General features: G+C 71.4%; 20 protein-coding genes. 12 read left to right on the forward strand and 8 right to left on the reverse strand.

The genetic code is table 11. The annotated features are described in order from the left end of the window. Window positions 1–42 precede the first annotated feature (42 nt). Entirely contained in the window at window positions 43–498 is a 456-nt protein-coding gene (gene ybaK, locus ACFPZ3_RS43960) for a Cys-tRNA(Pro) deacylase (protein WP_379520395.1), read from the reverse strand. A 59-nt stretch (window positions 499–557) separates the two neighbouring features. Continuing rightward, a complete protein-coding gene (locus ACFPZ3_RS43965; RefSeq protein WP_379520331.1) occupies window positions 558–1,304 on the reverse strand; it encodes an AraC family transcriptional regulator in 747 nt (248 codons plus the stop codon). A 55-nt stretch (window positions 1,305–1,359) separates the two neighbouring features. Between ACFPZ3_RS43965 and ACFPZ3_RS43970 the strand changes: the two genes are divergently transcribed. Beyond that, complete coding sequence (locus tag ACFPZ3_RS43970; RefSeq protein ID WP_379520332.1) at window positions 1,360–2,481, forward strand: MFS transporter; 1,122 nt, start codon at window positions 1,360–1,362, stop codon at window positions 2,479–2,481. Between the two features lie 108 nt (window positions 2,482–2,589). Here ACFPZ3_RS43970 and ACFPZ3_RS43975 read toward each other — a convergent pair whose 3' ends face one another. The 3 genes from ACFPZ3_RS43975 to ACFPZ3_RS43985 form a co-directional block, all read right to left on the reverse strand. After that, window positions 2,590–4,059, reverse strand: coding sequence for a trypsin-like peptidase domain-containing protein (locus ACFPZ3_RS43975; RefSeq protein WP_379520333.1), 1,470 nt, complete (start codon window positions 4,057–4,059; stop codon window positions 2,590–2,592). A gap of 87 nt (window positions 4,060–4,146) precedes the next feature. Further along, window positions 4,147–5,169: a non-homologous end-joining DNA ligase gene (gene ligD, locus ACFPZ3_RS43980; protein WP_379520334.1), complete on the reverse strand. Its 1,023-nt coding sequence runs from the start codon at window positions 5,167–5,169 to the stop codon at window positions 4,147–4,149. Window positions 5,170–5,217: 48 nt separating this feature from the next. Continuing rightward, the gene (locus ACFPZ3_RS43985; protein ID WP_379520335.1) at window positions 5,218–5,412 is read right to left on the reverse strand and encodes a hypothetical protein; all 195 of its coding nucleotides are present in this window, start codon (window positions 5,410–5,412) and stop codon (window positions 5,218–5,220) included. A gap of 393 nt (window positions 5,413–5,805) precedes the next feature. Here ACFPZ3_RS43985 and hisD point away from each other — a divergent pair, with 393 nt between their 5' ends. The 9 genes from hisD (at window position 5,806) to hisF (ending at window position 11,884) form a co-directional block, all read left to right on the forward strand. Beyond that, window positions 5,806–7,122: a histidinol dehydrogenase gene (gene hisD / locus ACFPZ3_RS43990; protein WP_379520336.1), complete on the forward strand. Its 1,317-nt coding sequence runs from the start codon at window positions 5,806–5,808 to the stop codon at window positions 7,120–7,122. Next, a complete protein-coding gene (locus tag ACFPZ3_RS43995; protein WP_379520337.1) occupies window positions 7,119–8,189 on the forward strand; it encodes a histidinol-phosphate transaminase in 1,071 nt (356 codons plus the stop codon). Before hisD ends, ACFPZ3_RS43995 begins: the two co-directional genes overlap by 4 nt. Continuing rightward, window positions 8,186–8,779, forward strand: coding sequence for an imidazoleglycerol-phosphate dehydratase HisB (gene hisB, locus ACFPZ3_RS44000; RefSeq protein WP_106244651.1), 594 nt, complete (start codon window positions 8,186–8,188; stop codon window positions 8,777–8,779). The genes ACFPZ3_RS43995 and hisB overlap by 4 nt, the downstream gene beginning before the upstream one ends. Beyond that, a complete protein-coding gene (locus tag ACFPZ3_RS44005) occupies window positions 8,776–8,931 on the forward strand; it encodes a hypothetical protein (RefSeq protein ID WP_379520338.1) in 156 nt (51 codons plus the stop codon). The genes hisB and ACFPZ3_RS44005 overlap by 4 nt, the downstream gene beginning before the upstream one ends. Continuing rightward, window positions 8,925–9,563, forward strand: a complete 639-nt coding sequence (gene hisH / locus ACFPZ3_RS44010) for an imidazole glycerol phosphate synthase subunit HisH (RefSeq protein ID WP_379520339.1) — start codon at window positions 8,925–8,927, stop codon at window positions 9,561–9,563. The genes ACFPZ3_RS44005 and hisH overlap by 7 nt, the downstream gene beginning before the upstream one ends. A 78-nt stretch (window positions 9,564–9,641) precedes the next feature. Next, window positions 9,642–9,971 (forward strand): hypothetical protein, encoded by a 330-nt coding sequence (locus tag ACFPZ3_RS44015; RefSeq protein WP_379520340.1) that lies wholly within the window; start codon window positions 9,642–9,644, stop codon window positions 9,969–9,971. Beyond that, on the forward strand, window positions 9,972–10,694 hold the full coding sequence (priA, locus tag ACFPZ3_RS44020; RefSeq protein ID WP_379520341.1) for a bifunctional 1-(5-phosphoribosyl)-5-((5-phosphoribosylamino)methylideneamino)imidazole-4-carboxamide isomerase/phosphoribosylanthranilate isomerase PriA: 723 nt from the start codon (window positions 9,972–9,974) through the stop codon (window positions 10,692–10,694). A 21-nt stretch (window positions 10,695–10,715) separates the two neighbouring features. Beyond that, a complete protein-coding gene (locus ACFPZ3_RS44025) occupies window positions 10,716–11,126 on the forward strand; it encodes a Rid family hydrolase (RefSeq protein ID WP_379520342.1) in 411 nt (136 codons plus the stop codon). Further along, window positions 11,123–11,884, forward strand: a complete 762-nt coding sequence (hisF, locus tag ACFPZ3_RS44030) for an imidazole glycerol phosphate synthase subunit HisF (RefSeq protein ID WP_379520343.1) — start codon at window positions 11,123–11,125, stop codon at window positions 11,882–11,884. Before ACFPZ3_RS44025 ends, hisF begins: the two co-directional genes overlap by 4 nt. Window positions 11,885–11,918: 34 nt before the next feature. Here the strand turns inward: hisF and ACFPZ3_RS44035 are convergent, their stop codons facing one another. From ACFPZ3_RS44035 to ACFPZ3_RS44045, 3 genes are all read right to left on the reverse strand, one after another. Next, on the reverse strand, window positions 11,919–13,280 hold the full coding sequence (locus ACFPZ3_RS44035; RefSeq protein WP_379520344.1) for a glutamine synthetase family protein: 1,362 nt from the start codon (window positions 13,278–13,280) through the stop codon (window positions 11,919–11,921). A 61-nt stretch (window positions 13,281–13,341) separates the two neighbouring features. After that, window positions 13,342–13,503 (reverse strand): hypothetical protein, encoded by a 162-nt coding sequence (locus ACFPZ3_RS44040; RefSeq protein WP_168019289.1) that lies wholly within the window; start codon window positions 13,501–13,503, stop codon window positions 13,342–13,344. Between the two features lie 182 nt (window positions 13,504–13,685). After that, window positions 13,686–14,315 (reverse strand): TIGR03085 family metal-binding protein, encoded by a 630-nt coding sequence (locus tag ACFPZ3_RS44045; protein ID WP_379520345.1) that lies wholly within the window; start codon window positions 14,313–14,315, stop codon window positions 13,686–13,688. 115 nt (window positions 14,316–14,430) lie between these two features. On the opposite strand from ACFPZ3_RS44045, the gene ACFPZ3_RS44050 reads away from it, so the two are divergent. Both ACFPZ3_RS44050 and ACFPZ3_RS44055 read left to right on the forward strand, forming a co-directional pair. Further along, window positions 14,431–16,278, forward strand: a complete 1,848-nt coding sequence (locus ACFPZ3_RS44050) for an ABC transporter ATP-binding protein (protein ID WP_379520396.1) — start codon at window positions 14,431–14,433, stop codon at window positions 16,276–16,278. Beyond that, window positions 16,275–18,056 carry an ABC transporter ATP-binding protein gene (locus tag ACFPZ3_RS44055; RefSeq protein WP_379520346.1) on the forward strand — a complete coding sequence of 594 codons (1,782 nt, stop codon included), beginning with the start codon at window positions 16,275–16,277 and terminating at the stop codon, window positions 18,054–18,056. The genes ACFPZ3_RS44050 and ACFPZ3_RS44055 overlap by 4 nt, the downstream gene beginning before the upstream one ends. Window positions 18,057–18,169 lie beyond the last annotated feature (113 nt).

Below are 18,169 nucleotides of genomic sequence, written 5' to 3' on the forward strand. Positions count from 1 at the left end.
CTCCCGGGGGCGGGCCATGGGAGCGGCCTCCGCGCCGCAGGCTCAGCCGGCCTTGCCGATGGGGGCGGTGACGGCCCTGGTGAGCGTGATGAGGTTGTCGGGCGCGGTCTCGATCTGGAGGCCGCGCTTCCCGGCCGAGAAGTAGATCGTCTCGAAGTCGAGCGCCGAGGAGTCGACCACGGTCGGGAGTTGCTTGCGCTGCCCCAGCGGGCTGATGCCGCCGACGACATAGCCGGTAACCCGCTCCACCTTCGCGGCCTCGGCCATCGCCGCCCGCTTGCTGTTGAGGGCGCCCGCCAGCGCCTTGAGATCGAGCTTGCCCGCCACCGGCACGACCGCCACCGCCAGCCCGCCCTCGACCTCGGCGACCAGCGTCTTGAAGATCCGTTCGTACGGCACGCCGAGCGCGTCCGCCGCCTCCTCGCCGTAGGCCTGGGCGGAGGCGTCATGCTCGTACGGATGCAGCGTGAACTCCGCCTTCGCCTGGGTCAGCGCCATGGTGGCCGGGGTGCCGCCCTTGCCTTTCGATTTGCTCACAACGTTCGATTGTAGCGAATCTACAATGTAAAGGCCCGGCCCGGGGTGTACCCGAACGCCCGCCGGAACACGTCGATGAACGCACTCGCCGTGGCCCACCCGCACCGATGGGCCACGGCGGTCACGGGCACACCGTCGGCGAGCAGCAGCAGTGCGTGGTGCAGCCGGAGTTGCGTGCGCCACTGGGGAAAGCTCATGCCCAGCTCCGCCCGGCACAGGCGAGCGAGCGTGCGGTCGCTGGTGCCGGCCCGAGCGGCCAGCCTGGCCAGCGTGCTGTTGTCGGCGGGATCGCGGTGCAGCGCGGCGCAGACGGCGGCCAGCCGGGGGTCCTGGGGCGTGGGCAGGTGCAGCGGCTGCTTGGGCGCCCCTCTGAGCTGGTCGAGCAGCACCCCCAGCAGCCGCTCCCGCTCCCCGCCCCCGGACGGCGGGCTGCCGGCGGAGTCGGTGTAGGCGACGATCAGTTCGCGGAGCAGCGGCCCCACCGCCAGCACCGCGGGCCGGTCCAGTGCGAGCGGGTTGTCCGTGAGGCCCACCAGCCGCAGGTCGGTGTTCCCGTACGCCCGGTGCTCGTGGACGGTTCCCGCCGGCACCCAGATCGCCCGGCTGGCCGGGGCCACCCAGGAGCCGGCGTCGGTGGTGACGGACAGGACGCCGCGGCAGGCGTACACGATCTGGTGGGTATCGTGCCGGTGCGCGTCGATGCCTCCGCCCGGCGCGAGGGGGCGTCGGCCGGTGGGCGCTTCGGACAGATGGCGGATTCCCGTCATAAATTGGCATTTTATCGGAAGCGGGCCACCCGGTCATCGGGAAAGGATCGGAGGCGTGAACAGGATCCCCATGCTCGCCGCCGGCCACGCCACCGTGGACTTCTACCAGGGCGCGGTCCCCGCTCTCGTGCCCTTCCTGGTGGCAGGACGCGGCTACGGGTACGTCGCCGTCTCCGGCATCGTGCTGGCCGCCACGCTCCTGTCGTCGATCGTGCAGCCGCTGTTCGGTGTGTTGACGGACAAATGGCGCATGCCCTGGCTGATCCCGCTGAGCATGATCCTTTCCGGGGTGGGGGTCGCGGCGGGTGGCCTGGCGGACTCGTACGTGCTGACCTGGCTGGCCGTCGCCCTGTCCGGCCTGGGCGTGGCCGCCTACCATCCGGAGGCCGCGCGCCTGGCGAGGATCGCCAGCGAGGGCAGCCACGTGCGGATGAGCTGGTTCTCCCTGGGCGGAACGCTGGGCTTCGCCTCGGCCCCCGTGCTGGTGACGCCGCTGCTGTCGGGCTGGGGGCTGGGGGCCTCGCCGCTCCTCGTGCTGCCTGCCGTGCTGGGCGCGGTGGTGACGCTGCCGGCGATCAGGGCGCTGAGCGGGGGCGGGCAGGCGGCTCGGGCCGCCGAGCCGGTCTCGGGCAGGGACGACTGGCCGTCGTTCACCAGGCTGACGCTGGTGATCGTCTTCCGTTCCGTCGTGTACGTCGGCCTCAGCGCCTTCGTGGCCCTCTACATGGGTGGCGGGGCGGCCGGAGCCGTGGCGCTGTTCGTGTTGTTCGCCGGTGGGGCGGTGGGCACTGTGCTGGGCGGCAGGCTGGCGACGCGCTGGGGCCGGGTGCGCACGATGCGCCTGGCGTACGCGCTGGCCTTCCCCGCGGTCGCCGGCGTGGTGCTGGTGCCCGGCCCCGCCGCGTACGTGTTCATCGCCGCCTCCTCGATCGCCCTGTACGCGCCCTTCTCCCTGCACGTCACCCTCGGCCAGGACTTCCTGCCGACCCGGGTGGGCACGGCCGGCGGCGTCACCCTCGGGCTGGCGGTGAGCGTGGGCGGCCTGGCCAGCCCGCTGGTGGGCGCGGTGGCGGAGGCGTCGTCGCTCAGAATGGCGCTGGCCTGCCTGATCGTCTTCCCGGTCCTGGCCTGGCTGCTGGCCCGCACCCTCAAAGATCCGGCCCCCGTGCCCGCCTGACCGGCTCGCGAGAGATCCCCGCCGCCCGCCCCCTCGGAAGAGACCTTCGCGCGAGGAGACCTTCGCGCGAGGAGACCTTCGCGGGAGGAGACCTTCGCGGGAGGAGGGCTAGCCGCGGGTCAGGAGGCGCAGGACGTTGGTGTTGTCGCGCTGCGTCGGGTCCAGGCGGGTGGAGGTGACGCGCGCCGTGATCGGCAGCCGCCGCGCGGCGTTCGCGGCCACGTTCAGCCGCGCCGTGAGCCGGACCGGCGTGCCGGGGTGGACGGTGCCGATCGTGCAGGCGGCCTTGCGCTCCGCGGCCTGGCACGTGGCCCCGTTGACCGAGGCCAGGCTCGCGCCGGACGGCAGGTCGAGCGTGACGGGCACCTGGGTGGCGGCCATCAGGCCGCGCATGGTGACGGTGGCCGTGACGGTGGCGGAGCCGCCACGCCTGACCGGCCGGGCGGGCCCGGACAGCTTGACGGACAGCGCGTCGTACACGCCGCGCGGGTCGGCCTGCTTGACGATCGCCCCGTAGCCTTCGAGGCTGAGCGCGTTGGCGACGGAGTTGCCCTCGGCCTCGCCGTCCTCCTTGCCCGCCGACAGCACGCCCACCAGGTCGCCGGTGCCCTTGACGAACCACGGCCCGCCGCTGTGCCCCTTGAACAGGTGGCAGTTGTACGTCGCCATCCGCCCTCCCTTCGCCGCCGGCTCCGCGGTGCGGGCGGCGAGCATGGTCTGGGTGCGGGAGACGCCCTCCGCCGGCCTGGTCCTGCCCAGGCACCAGAGCTGGTCGCTGCCGTCGTACGGCTCCCTGCCGAGCAGTCCCGGGTAGCCGGTGGTGACGACGGTGTGCTTGCCGCCCTGGTTGAGCATCGGGGTGAAGGCGCCGACGGCCTCCTGGAGGGTGCGGTTGTGCTTGCCGACCTCGATGAGGGCGATGTCGTAGATCGAGTTCCAGTCGCCGCCGCTCACCCCGGTGTACCCGTCGGGCTTCCACGCCCGCCGGCCGCCCCACCGCCCGTACGGTTCGCGCTGCTTCGCATCGGCGGCCCGTCCGTCGTAGGCGGGCACGAACGCGAAGCTGGTGTGCCACCGTCCGGTCGCCGAGCCCTGGGGGACGCCGTAGACGCAGTGGGCGGCGGTGACGATGAGCAGCCTGGCCGCGGAGCGTACGACGGAGGCGCTGCAGGAGTCGCCGTTCCCGGCGGCGTTGACGAAGAACAGCCGGCCGGTGATGCGGCTGTAGGCCGCTCCGGTGTAGGGCCTGGGTACGCGCGCGTACCCGTTGGTGTCCCCGCCGGGGGTGATCCGCTTGGCCGAGGGCACGCTGAACCGCCCGGCCGCCGTGCCCTCGATCGCGCGCGGCGCGCTCAGGGGCAGTTCGGCGGCCTTGGCCTTGGCCTGCTTGCCCGGCTTCCAATAACGCACGGCCCGTCCCGGCCGCATCACCGGCGACGCCTCGGCCCCCCAGGACAGGCTCCGCACGATCGGCGCCACGGGTGCCGCGGGGGCCGCGGGTGGCTGGTCGGCCGTCGCGGGCGGTGCGAAGGTGACACCGGCCAGCGTGGCCAGCGTGGTGACGAGAGTTCTCTGCACAATGTCCCCCGAGCGGCTAGACAAACCTCTCGATCACTGTAAGTCACCATAAGAGGGCGAAGTGTAGTCAGGGTCGGCGTGTCGCGGTCATCCCGCCGCCGCGCCGTCCTGCCGCCCGTCCTGCCGCCCGTCTGGCAGGATCTCGGCCGTGGTGGCCTCGCCGGGCTCGCGGTCGGGCCGCAGCCCTCGCCAGGAGGGATGCCGCAGCCGCCCGTCGCCGGTGACCTCGGCGTACTGCACCTCGCCCACGACCCGGGGCTCCACCCAGTGCGCGTCGCGGGCGTGCTCGCGCGGCACCGCGTCGCCGAACGGCGAATCGGGGCGTTCCAGGGGGGTCAGCCGGTCTCGCAGGTCGCGCAGCGTGGCCTCGGTGAACCCGGTGCCGACGTGCCCGACGTACCGCAGCCGCCCGGCCGGGTCGTACGCGCCGATCAGCAGCGACCCGATCATCCCGGAACGCCGCCCGCCGCCCGGCTTCCACCCGCCGACCACGACCTCGACGGCGCGCACGTTCTTGATCTTCGTCCATTCGCCGCTGCGCCGCCCCGGCCGGTACGGCGAGCTCATCCGCTTGCACACGACCCCTTCGAGCCCGAGCTGCCGCGAGGAGTCGAACGCCCGCTCGGCGTGGTCGGCGAACCAGACGGGCACCTCCCACCGGAAGCCGGGCGTGAGCGTGCCCTCCAGGAGTTCGCGCCGCTCGGTGTACGGCCGTGAGATGACGCTGTCGTCGTCGAGGTGCAGGAGGTCGAACGCCATGAACGTCACCGGCACCGTCCTGGCCAGTTCGGCCACGGCCGCCGGGTTGCGCTGGTGCATCCGGGGTTGCAGCGCCTCGAAGCTGGGCCGTCCTGTCTGGTCGAAGGCCACCACCTCCCCGTCGATGACGGCCGCGCGCCGGCCGGTGGCGCCGGCCATGAGCTGCAGTTCCGGGTAGGCGGGGGTGATGTCCTTGGTGTTGCGCGACATCAGGCGGACGGCTCCGTCCTCGACGTAGGCGAGGGCGCGCACACCGTCCCATTTCATCTCCACGGCCCAGTCCGGGCCCTGTACGGAGGTCAGGGTGCCGAGCTGGGCCAGCATCGGCGCGTAGGCCGGCAGCCGCACCATGGTGCATGCCGTACCCCGTCCGGTTGATCGACAGTGGCGGCCGGCGGTCTACAGATGGTCAAGCGCCGGGTCTTCGACCAGTTCGCCCAGATCCACGCCGTGCCGGCCGAGTTCGTCCACGGTGGCGCAGTAGCCGCGCAGGTACATATGACCGTTGACCCGGTGGGAGACGCGCAGCAGCGGACGATCATCCAAGATGATCGCCTCGACGAGGATGCCGTCCGGCCCGTGCCACTGTCCCATGTGGCAAGGGTAAATCACCGGACATAATGGACACGTAATGTGAACGTGCTCACGCGTCCGGCGCAGGCGCTCCTGTGGCCCGCGAGATGCCGCAGGACGACGGGCGCCCTCGGCGAAAACGACGTAAAGTCAGCTTCTGGCTACGCTAAGTTTTTCTTGGTGTGACGAGGTTAGCGGGGCTCCGGTCTGGGGCAGAGGAGATGGCCTGGCTTTTCCCCGCCGTGGCCGTGCCCCCGTGACGGCCACGGCCCCGCCCCGGCAGGCCCGGTCCGGGGTGAGTTCGGCCGCGGGGCGTGCGTCGGCGAGCGCCGCCCCGCGGCCGTTCGGTGTTCCGAGACATTCCGGAGTGTGGACAGAGCGGGATCCGGCCGTCGGAATCCGTAGACTGTCAGGGTGATTTCCCGTATCGACATGCGAGGTTCCCTGCCGGAGAACCTGCGCGACGTGCTGCCCCGCGCCGAACTCGACGTCGAGGCCGCCCTGGAGAAGGTGCGGCCCATCTGCGAGGACGTGCATCATCGGGGGGCGGCAGCCGTACGGGAGCTGACCGCCAGGTTCGACGGTGTCGAGATCGCCTCCGCCCGCGTGCCCGCCGAGGCCCTGGAAAGGGCGCTGGCCGAGCTCGACCCGAGGGTCAGGGCCGCGCTGGAGGAGTCGATCAGGCGGACCAGGCTGGTCCACCGCGACCAGCGGCGCGCCGACGTCACCACGCAGGTCGTGCCCGGCGGCACCGTGACCGAGCGGTGGCTGCCGGTCGAGCGCGTGGGCCTCTACGTGCCCGGCGGACGCGCGGTCTATCCCTCCAGCGTCGTGATGAACGTCGTCCCGGCCCAGGAGGCCGGCGTGAGCTCGCTGGCCGTGACCAGCCCGGCGCAGAAGGCGTTCGGCGGTCTGCCGCACCCCACGATCCTGGCCGCGTGCGCACTGCTCGGCGTGGACGAGGTCTACTCGGTGGGCGGGGCGCAGGCGGTGGCCATGTTCGCCTACGGCACCGAGGAGTGCCCGCCGGCCACCATGGTGACCGGGCCCGGCAACATCTGGGTGGTGGCGGCCAAGCGGCTGCTCAAGGGGCGCATCGGCATCGACTCCGAGGCGGGCCCGACCGAGATCGCCATCCTGGCCGACGAGACGGCCGACCCGGTCCACGTCGCCGCCGACCTGATCAGCCAGGCCGAGCACGACACGATCGCCGCCGCCGTGCTGGTCACCACCAGCCCCGAGCTGGCCGAGGCGGTCGAAAAGGAGCTGCCTGGGCAGGTGTCGGCGACCAAGCACTCCGAGCGCATCACCGAGGCGCTGAGCGGCGTGCAGTCGGGCATCGTGCTGGTGAGCTCGATCGACGACGGTCTCAAGGTCGTCGACGCCTACGCCGCCGAGCACCTGGAGATCCACACCGCCGACGCGGCGGCCGTCGCGGCGCGGGTGCGCAACGCGGGGGCGGTCTTCGTCGGCGCCTACGCGCCGGTCTCGCTCGGCGACTACCTCGCCGGCTCCAACCACGTGCTGCCCACGGGCGGCTGCGCCTGCCACTCCAGCGGCCTGTCCGTGCAGTCGTTCCTGCGCGGCATCCACGTCGTCGACTACACCCGCGAGGCGCTCGCGGGCGCGGCGGCCCATGTGTCGGTCCTGGCCGACGCCGAAGACCTGCCCGCACACGGTGCCGCGATCCGCGCCCGTTTCGACTGGCGAGTGCCCACGGAGACCGAGTGAACCTCGACGACCTGCCGATCCGCGACGACCTGAGGGGCAAGACGCCGTACGGCGCGCCCCAGATCGACGTCCCGGTCCGGCTCAACACCAACGAGAACCCCTACCCTCCCTCTCCCGAGCTGGTCGCCGACCTGGCCCGGGCCATCGGGGAGCGGGCGGGCGAGCTCAACCGCTACCCCGACAGGGACGCGGTGGCCCTGCGCGCCGGCCTGGCCGGCTATCTGGGTCACGGCCTGACGACCGAGCAGGTGTGGGCCGCCAACGGCTCCAACGAGGTGCTCCAGCAGATCCTGCAGGCGTTCGGCGGCCACGGCCGCAACGCCATGGGCTTCGAGCCGTCCTATTCGATGCACCCGATCATCACCAGCGGCACCAGCACCGAGTGGATCAAGGCCAGTCGCGAGGAGGACTTCTCGCTCGACCCCGACAAGGCCGTCGCCGCGATCGAGGAGCACCGTCCCGACATCGTCTTCCTCACCTCACCGAACAACCCGACCGGCACTGCGCAGCCGCTGGACACGATCGAGGCGGTCCTCGCGGCGGCGCCCGGCATCGTCGTGGTGGACGAGGCCTACGCCGAGTTCGCCCGGGAGGGCACGCCGTCGGCGCTGACCCTGCTGCCGGCGCACCCGAGGCTGATCGTCTCCAGGACGATGTCCAAGGCGTTCGCGATGGCCGGCACCCGGCTGGGCTATCTGGCCGCGCACCCGGCCGTGGTGCAGGCGCTGCTGCTGGTGCGGCTTCCCTACCACCTGTCCACGCTCACCCAGACGGCGGCGCTCGTGGCGCTGCGGCACCGCGAGGAGCTGCTCGGCACGGTGGACGCGCTACGGCGCGAGCGGGACGGGACGGTGGCGTGGCTGCGCTCCAAGGGCCTGGCCGTGGCCGATTCCGACGCCAACTTCGTGCTGTTCGGGCGGTTCCCCGACCGGCGGCGGGTATGGCAGGGGATGCTGGAGCGCGGGGTGCTCATCCGCGAGGTGGGCCCGCCTGAATGGCTGCGTGTGTCGATCGGCACGGGCGAGGAGATGGCGGCCTTCCGCGCCGCCCTGGAAGGAGTCCTGTGAGCCGCGTAGGTCGCGTCGAGCGTGTCACGAAGGAGACCTCGGTCCTGGTGGAGGTCGGCCTCGACGGCACCGGCCGGGTGGAGGTGGCGACCGGTGTCGGCTTCTACGACCACATGCTGGCCCAGCTCGGCAAGCACGGGTTGTTCGACCTGACCGTCAAGACCGAGGGCGACCTGCACATCGACTCGCACCACACGATCGAGGACACCGCGCTCGCGCTGGGCGCCGCGTTCCGCGAGGCGTTGGGCGACAAGTCGGGCATCAGGCGGTTCGGTAGTGCGTCGTGCCCGCTGGACGAGTCGCTCGCGCAGGTCACCGTCGACCTGTCCGGCCGCCCCTACCTGGTGCACTCCGAGCCCGAGGGCATGGCGCCGATGATCGGCCCCGAGTACGACACGACGATGACCCGGCACATCCTGGAGTCGTTCGTCGCGCAGGCGGCGATCTGCCTGCACGTGCACGTCCCCTACGGCCGCAACGCCCACCACATCGTGGAGTCCCAGTTCAAGGCGCTGGCCAGGGCGCTGCGCGAGGCGTCCGAGCTCGACCCGCGCGCCACCGGCGTGCCGAGCACCAAGGGCGTCCTATGACGGACAACCTGCTCGCCGGAGTCATGGTGTTCATCGGGTTGTTCCTGGTGGGCGGGGTGTTCTCGCTGGCCAAGCAGGGGCTCAAGATCGGTGCGGCCATCTGCGCGCTCGGCGCGGCGATGGCGATCACGGCGGGGGTGCTGTGGTGGTGAGCAAGAAGAACGTGGTGGTGCTCGACTACGGGTCGGGGAACCTGCGCTCGGCCGAGCGGGCCCTGACCAGGGCGGGCGCCGAGGTGAGCGTGACGCCCGACTTCGAGGCGGCGCTGGAGTGCGACGGGCTCGTGGTGCCGGGCGTCGGCGCGTTCGAGGCGTGCATGAAGGGGCTCAAGGCCGTCCGCGGCGACCAGATCGTCGGGCGGCGGCTGGCCGGCGGGCGTCCGGTGCTGGGCATCTGCGTCGGCATGCAGATCCTGTTCGCCAGGGGCGTCGAGCACGGCGTGGAGAGCGAGGGCTGCGGCGAGTGGCCGGGCACGGTCGAGCGGCTGGAGGCGCCCGTGCTGCCCCACATGGGGTGGAACACGGTCAAGGCGCCCGAGGACAGCGTGTTGCTCGCGGGGCTCGACGCGGCCACCCGCTTCTACTTCGTGCACTCCTACGGCGTGCGCGAGTGGGTGCTGCGCACCGGAGAGGGCTTCGCGGAGCCGATCGTCACCTGGGCCGAGCACGGGGTGCCGTTCGTGGCCGCCGTGGAGAACGGCCCGCTCATGGCCACCCAGTTCCACCCGGAGAAGTCCGGCGACGCCGGCGCCACGCTGCTGCGCAACTGGCTCGCCACGTTGTGAGGACACGCTGTGAGAGCACGCTGTGAGAGCACGCTGTGAGGACCCCATGAGCGCGTTTGAGCATGTATTGAGCACGTTATGAGTAAGGAGCGGGCGCGGCGGAGGGCGGAGCGGGAGGCCGAGCGGGCCCGCGCGATGCGGGCCAACGAGCGGCGGCAGGCCCGCCGGGCCCGCCGCCGAGCCCTGCTGAGCCGTCTCGTCCCGCGCCCGGTGCGCTTCTACCGCCAGGGCGGCCTGCTCGCCCGCCGCCACCGCGCCCAGAACGCGGTGGCGGCGCTCGGGTTCGTGATCGTCCAGGTGGTCGCCTGGCTGGTCTGGGGCTCCTTCCCGATCAGCTTCGCCGTTCTCGTCTTCTCCCTGCTGCTCGTACCCGTCGTCGTGACCTTGGCTTTCGACCGGAGGATCTGAATGTCGCTCGTACTGTTGCCCGCCGTGGATGTCGCCGACGGCCAGGCCGTACGCCTGGTGCAGGGCGAGGCCGGCACCGAGACCGGTTACGGCGAGCCCCTGGCCGCCGCGCTGGCCTGGCAGGAGGCGGGAGCCGAGTGGATCCATGTCGTCGACCTGGACGCCGCGTTCGGCCGGGGGAGCAACCGGGACCTGATCGCCGAGATGATCGGCAGGGTGGACGTGAACGTGGAGCTGTCCGGCGGCATCCGCGACGACGAGTCGCTGGCCGCCGCGCTGGCCACCGGCTGCCGCCGGGTCAACATCGGCACCGCCGCGCTGGAGAATCCCGAGTGGTGCCGGAAGATCATCGCCGAGCACGGCGACAGGATCGCGGTCGGCCTCGACGTGCGCGGCACCACGCTGGCCGCCCGCGGCTGGACCGAGGAGGGCGGCGACCTGTGGGAGGTGCTCGACCGCCTCGAGTCCGACGGCTGCCCCCGCTACGTGGTCACCGACGTGACCAAGGACGGCATGTTGCAGGGCCCGAATCTCGACCTCTACCGCCAGATCTGCGCCCGTACCGACAAGCCGGTGGTGGCCAGTGGCGGCGTTTCCAGCCTCGATGACCTGGTATCTCTCGCTTCTCTCGTTCCGATCGGAGTGGAGGGCGTCATCGTGGGCAGGGCCCTCTACGCTCACGCGTTCACGCTGGATAAAGCGCTGTCCGCGGTACGCGTGTAGCTCTTGCCGGGAGGGGGCGAGATGAGCGTCAGCAGCATCGGTATGGAAAGCACCGGCTATCGGGTGTTTTCGGGCGGCATCTGGGAGGAGAGGTACGGCTACGCCCGTGCCGTCGTGGCGGGCGAGCGGGTGATCGTGTCCGGTTGCACGGCCACGGTCGACGGAGAAGTACGCCACGTCGGCGACGCCTACGGGCAGAGCCTGACGGCGATCGACATCGCGCTGGAGGCGGTCCTGATGGGCGGCCTGACCAGGGAGGACGTCGTCATGGTCCGCTACTATGTGGTCGAGCAGCGCCACTTCGACCCCGTCGGGCGGGCCATTCACGAGGTCTTCTGCAAAGTACGCCCCGCCTGCACCGGGGTCCGGGTGGCCGGGCTGGTCGACCCGAGAATGCTGGTCGAGATCGAAATCGAGGCACTGCGAACATGACCGTGGCGGTAAGAGTGATCCCCTGTCTCGACGTGGACGCCGGGCGTGTGGTCAAGGGCGTCAACTTCGAGAACCTGCGCGACGCGGGCGATCCCGTCGAGCTGGCCAGGCGCTATGACCAGGAGGGCGCGGACGAGCTGACCTTTCTCGACATCACGGCGTCCTCCGGCGAGCGCGAGACCATGCTCGACGTGGTGCGCAGGACCGCCGAGCAGGTGTTCATCCCGCTCACCGTCGGAGGCGGGGTGCGCGCGGTCGAGGACGTGGACCGGTTGTTGCGCGCGGGAGCCGACAAGGTGTCACTCAACACCGCCGCCATCGCCAGGCCCGAGTTGCTCACCGAGGCGTCCAGGCGGTTCGGCGCGCAGTGCATCGTGCTGTCGGTGGACGCCCGGCGGGCGCCGGGCACGCCGAGCGGGTTCGAGGTGACCACGCACGGCGGCCGGCGCGGCACCGGGATCGACGCGGTGGAGTGGGCCGCTCGCGGCGAAGAGCTGGGCGTGGGCGAGATCCTGCTCAACTCGATGGACGGCGACGGCACGCTCGACGGCTACGACCTGGAGATGTTGCGCGCGGTCCGGGTGGCCGTGCGCGTGCCGGTGATCGCCAGCGGCGGTGCGGGCCGGTTGGAGGACTTCCCGCCGGCGGTCGCGGCGGGCGCCGACGCCGTGCTGGCGGCCAGCGTGTTCCACTTCGGCACGCTGAAGATCTCCGACGTGAAGGACACGCTCCGGATGGCGGGTCACCCGGTCCGCTGAGGAGTAAGAAGCCGAGGAGCCGGAAGCTGAGGAGTCAGAACACGCGCAGGTGGTGGAAGAGCTCGTAGGAGGTGTCCTTGGCGGCGAACGCGGCCGCCTCGGACCGCTTGACGGCCAGATAGGCGCTGCGCCGCAGCGGCCCGAGCGCCTCCATGAGCACCTCGTCCGCCTCCAGCGCGTCGAGCGCCTCGCCCAGTGAGGCCGGCAGGCGGGGATAGCGGCCCGGCCGGGTGTCCGGGTCCACGTCCACCGCCTCGCCCGGGTCGAGCTTGCGCCGGATGCCGTCGAGTCCCGCGTGGATGACGGCGCCGAGCGACAGGTAGGGGTTGGCCGAGGAGTCGGAGGGTTTCAGCTCCAGGTTCGGCTCGCCGCTCTCGCCCAGCGGGGAGCAGACGCGGATGGCGGCCTCGCGGTTGTCGGGGCCGTACACGGCGTACGCGCCGGCCCACGTGCGGGGCGTCAGACGGCGGAAGCTGTTGACGCTGCCGCAGGTCAGCGCCGTGAGGGCGGGCAGGTGCGCGAGCAGGCCGCCGATGAAGCCGTCGCGCACCTCGCTCTCCTCGGCGAAGACGTTCTGCGTGTCGTTCCACAGCGACAGGTGCAGGTGGGCGCCGTTGCCGGCCTGGTCGGCCAGCGGTTTGGGGGCCAGTGAGGCCCACATCTGCATGCGCATGGCCACGCCGCGCACGGTCTCGCGGTAGATGACGTGGTTGTCGGCGGCGCGCAGGGCGGGCGCGTGGCGTACGGACAGCTCCTGCTGGCCCGGGCCGAGTTCGGGGTGGTAGTGCTCGACGCGCAGGCCCTGCGTCTCCAGGGCGCGGATGAGCCTGATCGTGTAGTCGTGGGCGGTGTCGAAGCCCGTGCCCGCATAGCAGAGCGAGTCGTCGAGCGGCACCAGCCGGTCGGGGCCTCCGGACGGGTGGGGCAGCCGCCGGCCGAGCGTGAACTCCGGCTCGAACGCGGCCACGAGCGCGTAACCCTCGGTCTTGAGCTCGCTGATCGCGTCCTTGAGGAAGGTGCGCGGGCACGCCTCCCATGGGGTGCCGTCGGGCAGGCACAGGTCCGACAGCATGGCGGCGGCGCCGGGTGCGTGGGGCAGCGGCACGTAGGTGGCGGGGTCGGGAACGATGCGTACTTCGCCCACCGGACCCATGTGCTCGACGTCCTGGAGCTGGTCGAGCATGTTCATCGCCATCATGGCCACCGTGTGCCCGATGCCCGTGCTGAGCCGTTCGGCCAGCCGCGACCGGGATGCCGCCTTGCCACGAATGACGCCACCGTGGTCGGCGTACAGAAAACGGATCAGCTCGATGCCCTCGAGCTCAGTTCGCTCGAGGATGCGCCGCGCATTGGGGTCGAGCTGATTGATCTTGGTGCCGCTAGGGCGATCTCTCATCCTGCCTGCGTAACACGATCTGGCAGCGCGGGGAAGCACCTGACGCAGACAGAACCATCCGTCAGGTCAGAACACTCGAGAAGAACACGGCCAACTGATTGGCTCCCTGAAGAATTCCGTCGAACACACCGTTGACCGCGGCGGCGGCTTGGGCCGGCCGGGTGAACAGGTAGAAGACCACGAACGCAACAGCCACGTACGTGATCACCTTCTTGACCTGCATGGGGGGCCTCCTGCAGTCCATTCCCAGCCGTATATACCCGGATCTGGGCGATCACTAGGCATCTTCTGTGAAGATGTACATGATCCTAACCGGGGGGCTTCTTTCCTATGCCATGGTACGGGGTTGAGTTTGCGCGCGAGCGCCTACCGCGCCGGGATTTCCGTACTGGGCAAGATGGAAGGTCAGACGCCCAGAGTGGCCTCGCGCAGCGCGGCGACGGCCTGGGGTTCGCCGGTGAGCTCCACCCTGGCGTGGGCCTGCCGCCCGAAGCAGAACATCAGCAGTTCGGCCGCCCGGCCGGTGACCTCCACCCGTGAGCTCCCCTTGGGGCCGCCGAGCACGACGCCGCCGCCGAGCCGGTGCAGCACCACGCCCACGGGCGAGCGGCGCAGCATCAGGCGGGCGCCGCTCGAGACCCGCTTCCAGATGAGCTGCTCGAGGTCGGGGGGCAGCTCGCGGGGCTCCCACTCGGGCTGGGCGCGGCGCACGTCCTCGTGGTGCACGAAGTATTCGAGCGTGTTGACGGCCTCGTCGAGGGCGGGCAGCAGGCGGTAGACGCCGCCGGGCTCGCGGGCCAGGCCGACCAGCTCGGGCCACGAGTGCCGGGCCTTGAGGCGGTTCTGTACGGAGGCGGTGTAGCCGGCCAGGGGCTTGAGCGCGATGCCGGCCATCGCGTCGGGTCTGCGCTCGCGCACCACGAGGTGGGCGGCCAGGTCGGAGGTGGTCCAGCCCGTGCAGAGGGTGGGCTCGTCCGGGCCGAGGCGGTCGAGCAGGTCGCAGAGCGCGGAGCGTTCGCCACGAGCGTGAGTCACGGGCCCAACCCTACCGCCGGGAATAACGGAGTGATCAGACGTGATACTGACATACGGATATACGTCAGATCTGAGAGGAATCCCCCGAGTGGCGAGCAAGGTCACCTCGGCCGTGATGCGTCAAGGGCTCCGCGTCCTTGGGGTGGCCATCCGTACCGAGAAGGCGGTGTTCACGCTGGCCGTCCTGGCCAGCGCGGTGTACGGCGGCATGACCGTCGCCTCCGCCTGGGCACTCGGCTGGGCGACGCAGAACGTGCTGCTGCCCTCGTTCAACAATGGCGACGTCGCGGCGGGCGCGCTCTGGACCGGCACGCTGCTGATCCTGGGCACGGCGCTGCTGAAGGCGCTCGGCGTGGCCGGGCGGCGCATCCTGGCCGGCGTCATGCAGTACCGCATGCAGGCCAGGTCGCGCCGCGACGTGACCAAGCAGTACCTGAGGCTGCCGCTGTCGTGGCACCACCGGCACCCGACCGGGCAGCTCCTGTCGAACGCCAGCGCCGACGCCGAGGCCGCCTGGGCGCCGCTCGCGCCGCTGCCGATGGCCGTGGGCGTGATCGTCATGTTGTTCACCGCCGCGATCGCGATGGTGTTCACCGATCTCGTGCTCGCGCTCGTGGGGTTCCTCATCTTCCCGGCCATCGCCGTGCTCAACCTGATCTACCAGCGCAGGCTCAGCCCGCTCGCCACCCGCGCCCAGCAACTGCGCGCCGAGGTCAGCGAGATCGCGCACGAGAGCTTCGACGGCGCGCTCGTCATCAAGACGCTCGGCCGCGAGGACCTGGAGACCGAGCGGTTCCAGCGGCGCGCCCACGAACTGCGCGACGCCAACATCGCCGTCGGGCGCGTGCGCGGGCTGTTCGACCCGATGCTGGAGGCGCTGCCCACGCTCGGCGTGCTCGCGGTGCTGGCCGTCGGCGCGGTCCGCCTGTCCGCGGGCGCGATCGACGCGGGCGGGCTGGTGCAGGTGGCCTACCTGTTCACGCTGCTGGCCTTCCCCATCAGGGCGCTCGGCTGGGTGCTGGCCGAGCTGCCGCGCAGCGTCGTCGGCTGGCAGCGGGTGCAGGCCGTGCTGGAGGCGACGGGCTCCATGGAGTACGGCGCCACGGCCACCACCTCGACGGAACCGGCCGCGCTGGAGGTCTCAGGCCTCTCCTACGCCTACGGCAAGGCCCAGGTGCTGCACGACGTCACCTTCGACGTGCCCGCGGGGCGCACGATCGCCCTCGTCGGCCCCACGGGGTCGGGCAAGTCCACGCTGGTCCAGCTTCTCGCCCGCCTGGTCGACCCCGGCTCGGGCCGGGTGCTGCTCGACGGCGTGGACCTGCGGGAGCTGCCCTACGGCGGCGTGGCAGGCTCGGTGGCGCTGGTGCCGCAGCAGACGTTCCTGTTCGACGACACCGTACGCGGCAACGTCGCGCTGGGCGCCGACAGCACCGACAGCACCGACGACAGCGCAGGCAGCACAGGCAGCACAGGCAGCGCCGACGACAGTGCCGACGATGACGTGTGGGCCGCCCTGCGGCTGGCCCAGGCCGACGGTTTCGTCGGCCGCCTGCCCGCCGGCCTCGACACCCGGATCGGCGAGCGCGGCGCCACCCTGTCCGGCGGCCAGCGCCAGCGCCTCGCGCTGGCCCGCGCGGTCGTGCGCCGCCCCCGCCTGCTCATCCTCGACGACGCCACCTCCAGCGTGGACCCCCAGGTCGAAGCCAAGATCCTGTACGGCCTGCGCGACGCCGCGGAAGCGTCCACCGTCGTGGTCGTCGCCTACCGGATGGCCACGATCGCGCTGGCCGACGAGGTCGTCTACCTCGACCGGGGCCGCGTCGTGGACCGGGGGCCGCACGATGAGCTGATCCGGCGCTGCGTCGGCTACCGGAACCTGGTGACCGCCTACGAGCGCGAGGAGGCCGAGCGGGCCGCCATCGACATCCCGCCGATAGAGGAAGAAGAGGTCAGCGCATGACCGCGCAGAGCATCCAGAGCGACTCGGAACGTTCCGCGCTGGCCACCGTCCGCCAGGGGCTCTCGCTCACCCCCGAGTTCCGCAAGGGCCTGGCGGGCACGCTGGCGCTGGCCGTGATCGCGACCCTCGGCAAGGTCATCGTGCCGGTGGCGGTCCAGCAGACGATCGACACGGGCCTCAAGACCGGCACGCCCGACATCCCGTACATCACCCGCGCCGTCCTGATCTGCGCCGCCGCGGTGGTGCTCACCGCCCTGGCCGGGTACGTCATGAACGTCCGCCTCTACAAGGCCACCGAATCCTCCCTGGCCACCCTGCGCGTACGCGGCTTCCGTCACGTCCACGACCTGTCCGTGCTCACCCAGAACACCGAACGCCGCGGCGCCCTGGTCTCCCGTGTCACCAACGACATCGACCAGATCAGCACGTTCATGCAGTGGGGCGGGCTGATGATCATCGTGGCGTTCGGCCAGCTCTTCGTGGCCACCGTGCTGATGTTCGTCTACTCCTGGCAGCTCACGCTGCTGGTCTGGGCCTGCTTCGTCCCGCTGATGATCGCCCTGCCGCGTTTCCAGCGGCTGCTGTCGCGGGCGTACACGACGGTGCGCGAACGCACCGGCGACATGCTGGCGGCGGTCAGCGAGTCCGTCGTCGGCGCCACCGTCATCAGGGCCTACGCCTCCGAGCGCCGCACCGCCGAGCGCATCGACCAGGCCGTGAACGCCAACAGGAAGGCCCAGACCAGGGCGCAGACCATCGTCGGCTTCGTCTTCCCGCTCACCGAGATCGTGGCCGCCGTCGCCATCGCCGGCATCGTGCTGCTCGGCGTGCGGCTGGGGTTGTCGGGCGAGATCACGCAGGGGCGGCTGGTGGCGTTCCTGTTCCTGGTGACGCTGTTCGTCTCGCCGCTGCAGACCGCCACCGAGGTGCTGAACGAGGCCCAGAACGCGATCGCCGGCTGGCGCCGCATCCTGGGCGTCATCGACACCCCGCCCGACGTGGCCGACCCCGGTGACAAGGGCGTGGAGCTGCCCCGCGGCCCCATCGACGTCGCCTTCGAGAACGTGCACTTCTCCTACCCCGGCGGCGCGCCCGTGCTGTACGAGGTCGACCTCAGGATCCCGCCCCGCTCCCGCGTCGCCGTGGTCGGGGAGACCGGCTCGGGCAAGACGACGTTCGCCAAGCTCCTGACCAGGCTCATGGACCCCGGCGCGGGGCGTGTCACCGTGGACGGCCACGACCTGCGCGACGTGCGCTTCTCCTCGCTGCGCGAACGCATCGTCATGGTCCCGCAGGACGGTTTCCTGTTCGACGGGACGCTGGAGGCGAACATCCGCTACGGCAAGCCCTCGGCCACCACCGAGGAGATCGAGCTGGCGCTGACCGAGCTGGGCCTGACCGACTGGCTGGAGGGCCTGCCCGCCGGCCTCGACACGCCGGTCGGCCAGCGCGGCGAGTCACTGTCGGCGGGCGAGCGCCAGCTCGTCGCCCTGGCCCGCGCCTACCTCGCCGACCCCGACCTCCTCCTGCTCGACGAGGCCACCTCCGCGGTGGATCCCGCCACAGAGGTACGCCTGGCGCGCGCCCTGGAAGGCGTCACCCGGGGCAGGACGGCCATCTCGATCGCGCACCGGCTGTCCACGGCGGAGAACGCCGACGAGGTCCTGGTCTTCGACGCCGGCCGCCTGGTGCAGCGGGGGCCGCACGCGGAGCTGGTCGGGGAGCCCGGCGTGTACGCCGACCTGCACGCCTCCTGGATCTCGGCGGCCCGCTCGTAGGTTCATTCGCGGACGGCGGCGAAGGTCACGGTCGTGCCGGCGGGGCCGGAGACGATCGTGATCAGATCGCACAACATGCTCGTCAGCCACAACCCCCGCCCGCGGGCGTCTAA

Source organism: Nonomuraea insulae, from assembly GCF_042656245.1.

Excerpts from the sequence above, each read along its gene's own strand:
- priA (WP_379520341.1), top strand. The coding sequence starts at position 9,972 with ATGTCGCTCGTACTGTTGCCCGCCGTGGATGTCGCCGACGGCCAGGCC.
- ACFPZ3_RS44050 (WP_379520396.1), top strand. The coding sequence starts at position 14,431 with ATGCGTCAAGGGCTCCGCGTCCTTGGGGTGGCCATCCGTACCGAGAAG.
- ACFPZ3_RS44025 (WP_379520342.1), top strand. The coding sequence starts at position 10,716 with ATGAGCGTCAGCAGCATCGGTATGGAAAGCACCGGCTATCGGGTGTTT.
- ACFPZ3_RS44005 (WP_379520338.1), top strand. The coding sequence starts at position 8,776 with ATGACGGACAACCTGCTCGCCGGAGTCATGGTGTTCATCGGGTTGTTC.
- ACFPZ3_RS44055 (WP_379520346.1), top strand. The coding sequence starts at position 16,275 with ATGACCGCGCAGAGCATCCAGAGCGACTCGGAACGTTCCGCGCTGGCC.
- ACFPZ3_RS44015 (WP_379520340.1), top strand. The coding sequence starts at position 9,642 with ATGAGTAAGGAGCGGGCGCGGCGGAGGGCGGAGCGGGAGGCCGAGCGG.
- ACFPZ3_RS43965 (WP_379520331.1), bottom strand. The coding sequence starts at position 1,304 with ATGACGGGAATCCGCCATCTGTCCGAAGCGCCCACCGGCCGACGCCCC.
- ligD (WP_379520334.1), bottom strand. The coding sequence starts at position 5,169 with ATGGTGCGGCTGCCGGCCTACGCGCCGATGCTGGCCCAGCTCGGCACC.
- ACFPZ3_RS44040 (WP_168019289.1), bottom strand. The coding sequence starts at position 13,503 with ATGCAGGTCAAGAAGGTGATCACGTACGTGGCTGTTGCGTTCGTGGTC.
- ACFPZ3_RS43985 (WP_379520335.1), bottom strand. The coding sequence starts at position 5,412 with ATGGGACAGTGGCACGGGCCGGACGGCATCCTCGTCGAGGCGATCATC.
- ybaK (WP_379520395.1), bottom strand. The coding sequence starts at position 498 with ATGGCGCTGACCCAGGCGAAGGCGGAGTTCACGCTGCATCCGTACGAG.
- hisF (WP_379520343.1), top strand. The coding sequence starts at position 11,123 with ATGACCGTGGCGGTAAGAGTGATCCCCTGTCTCGACGTGGACGCCGGG.
- ACFPZ3_RS44035 (WP_379520344.1), bottom strand. The coding sequence starts at position 13,280 with ATGAGAGATCGCCCTAGCGGCACCAAGATCAATCAGCTCGACCCCAAT.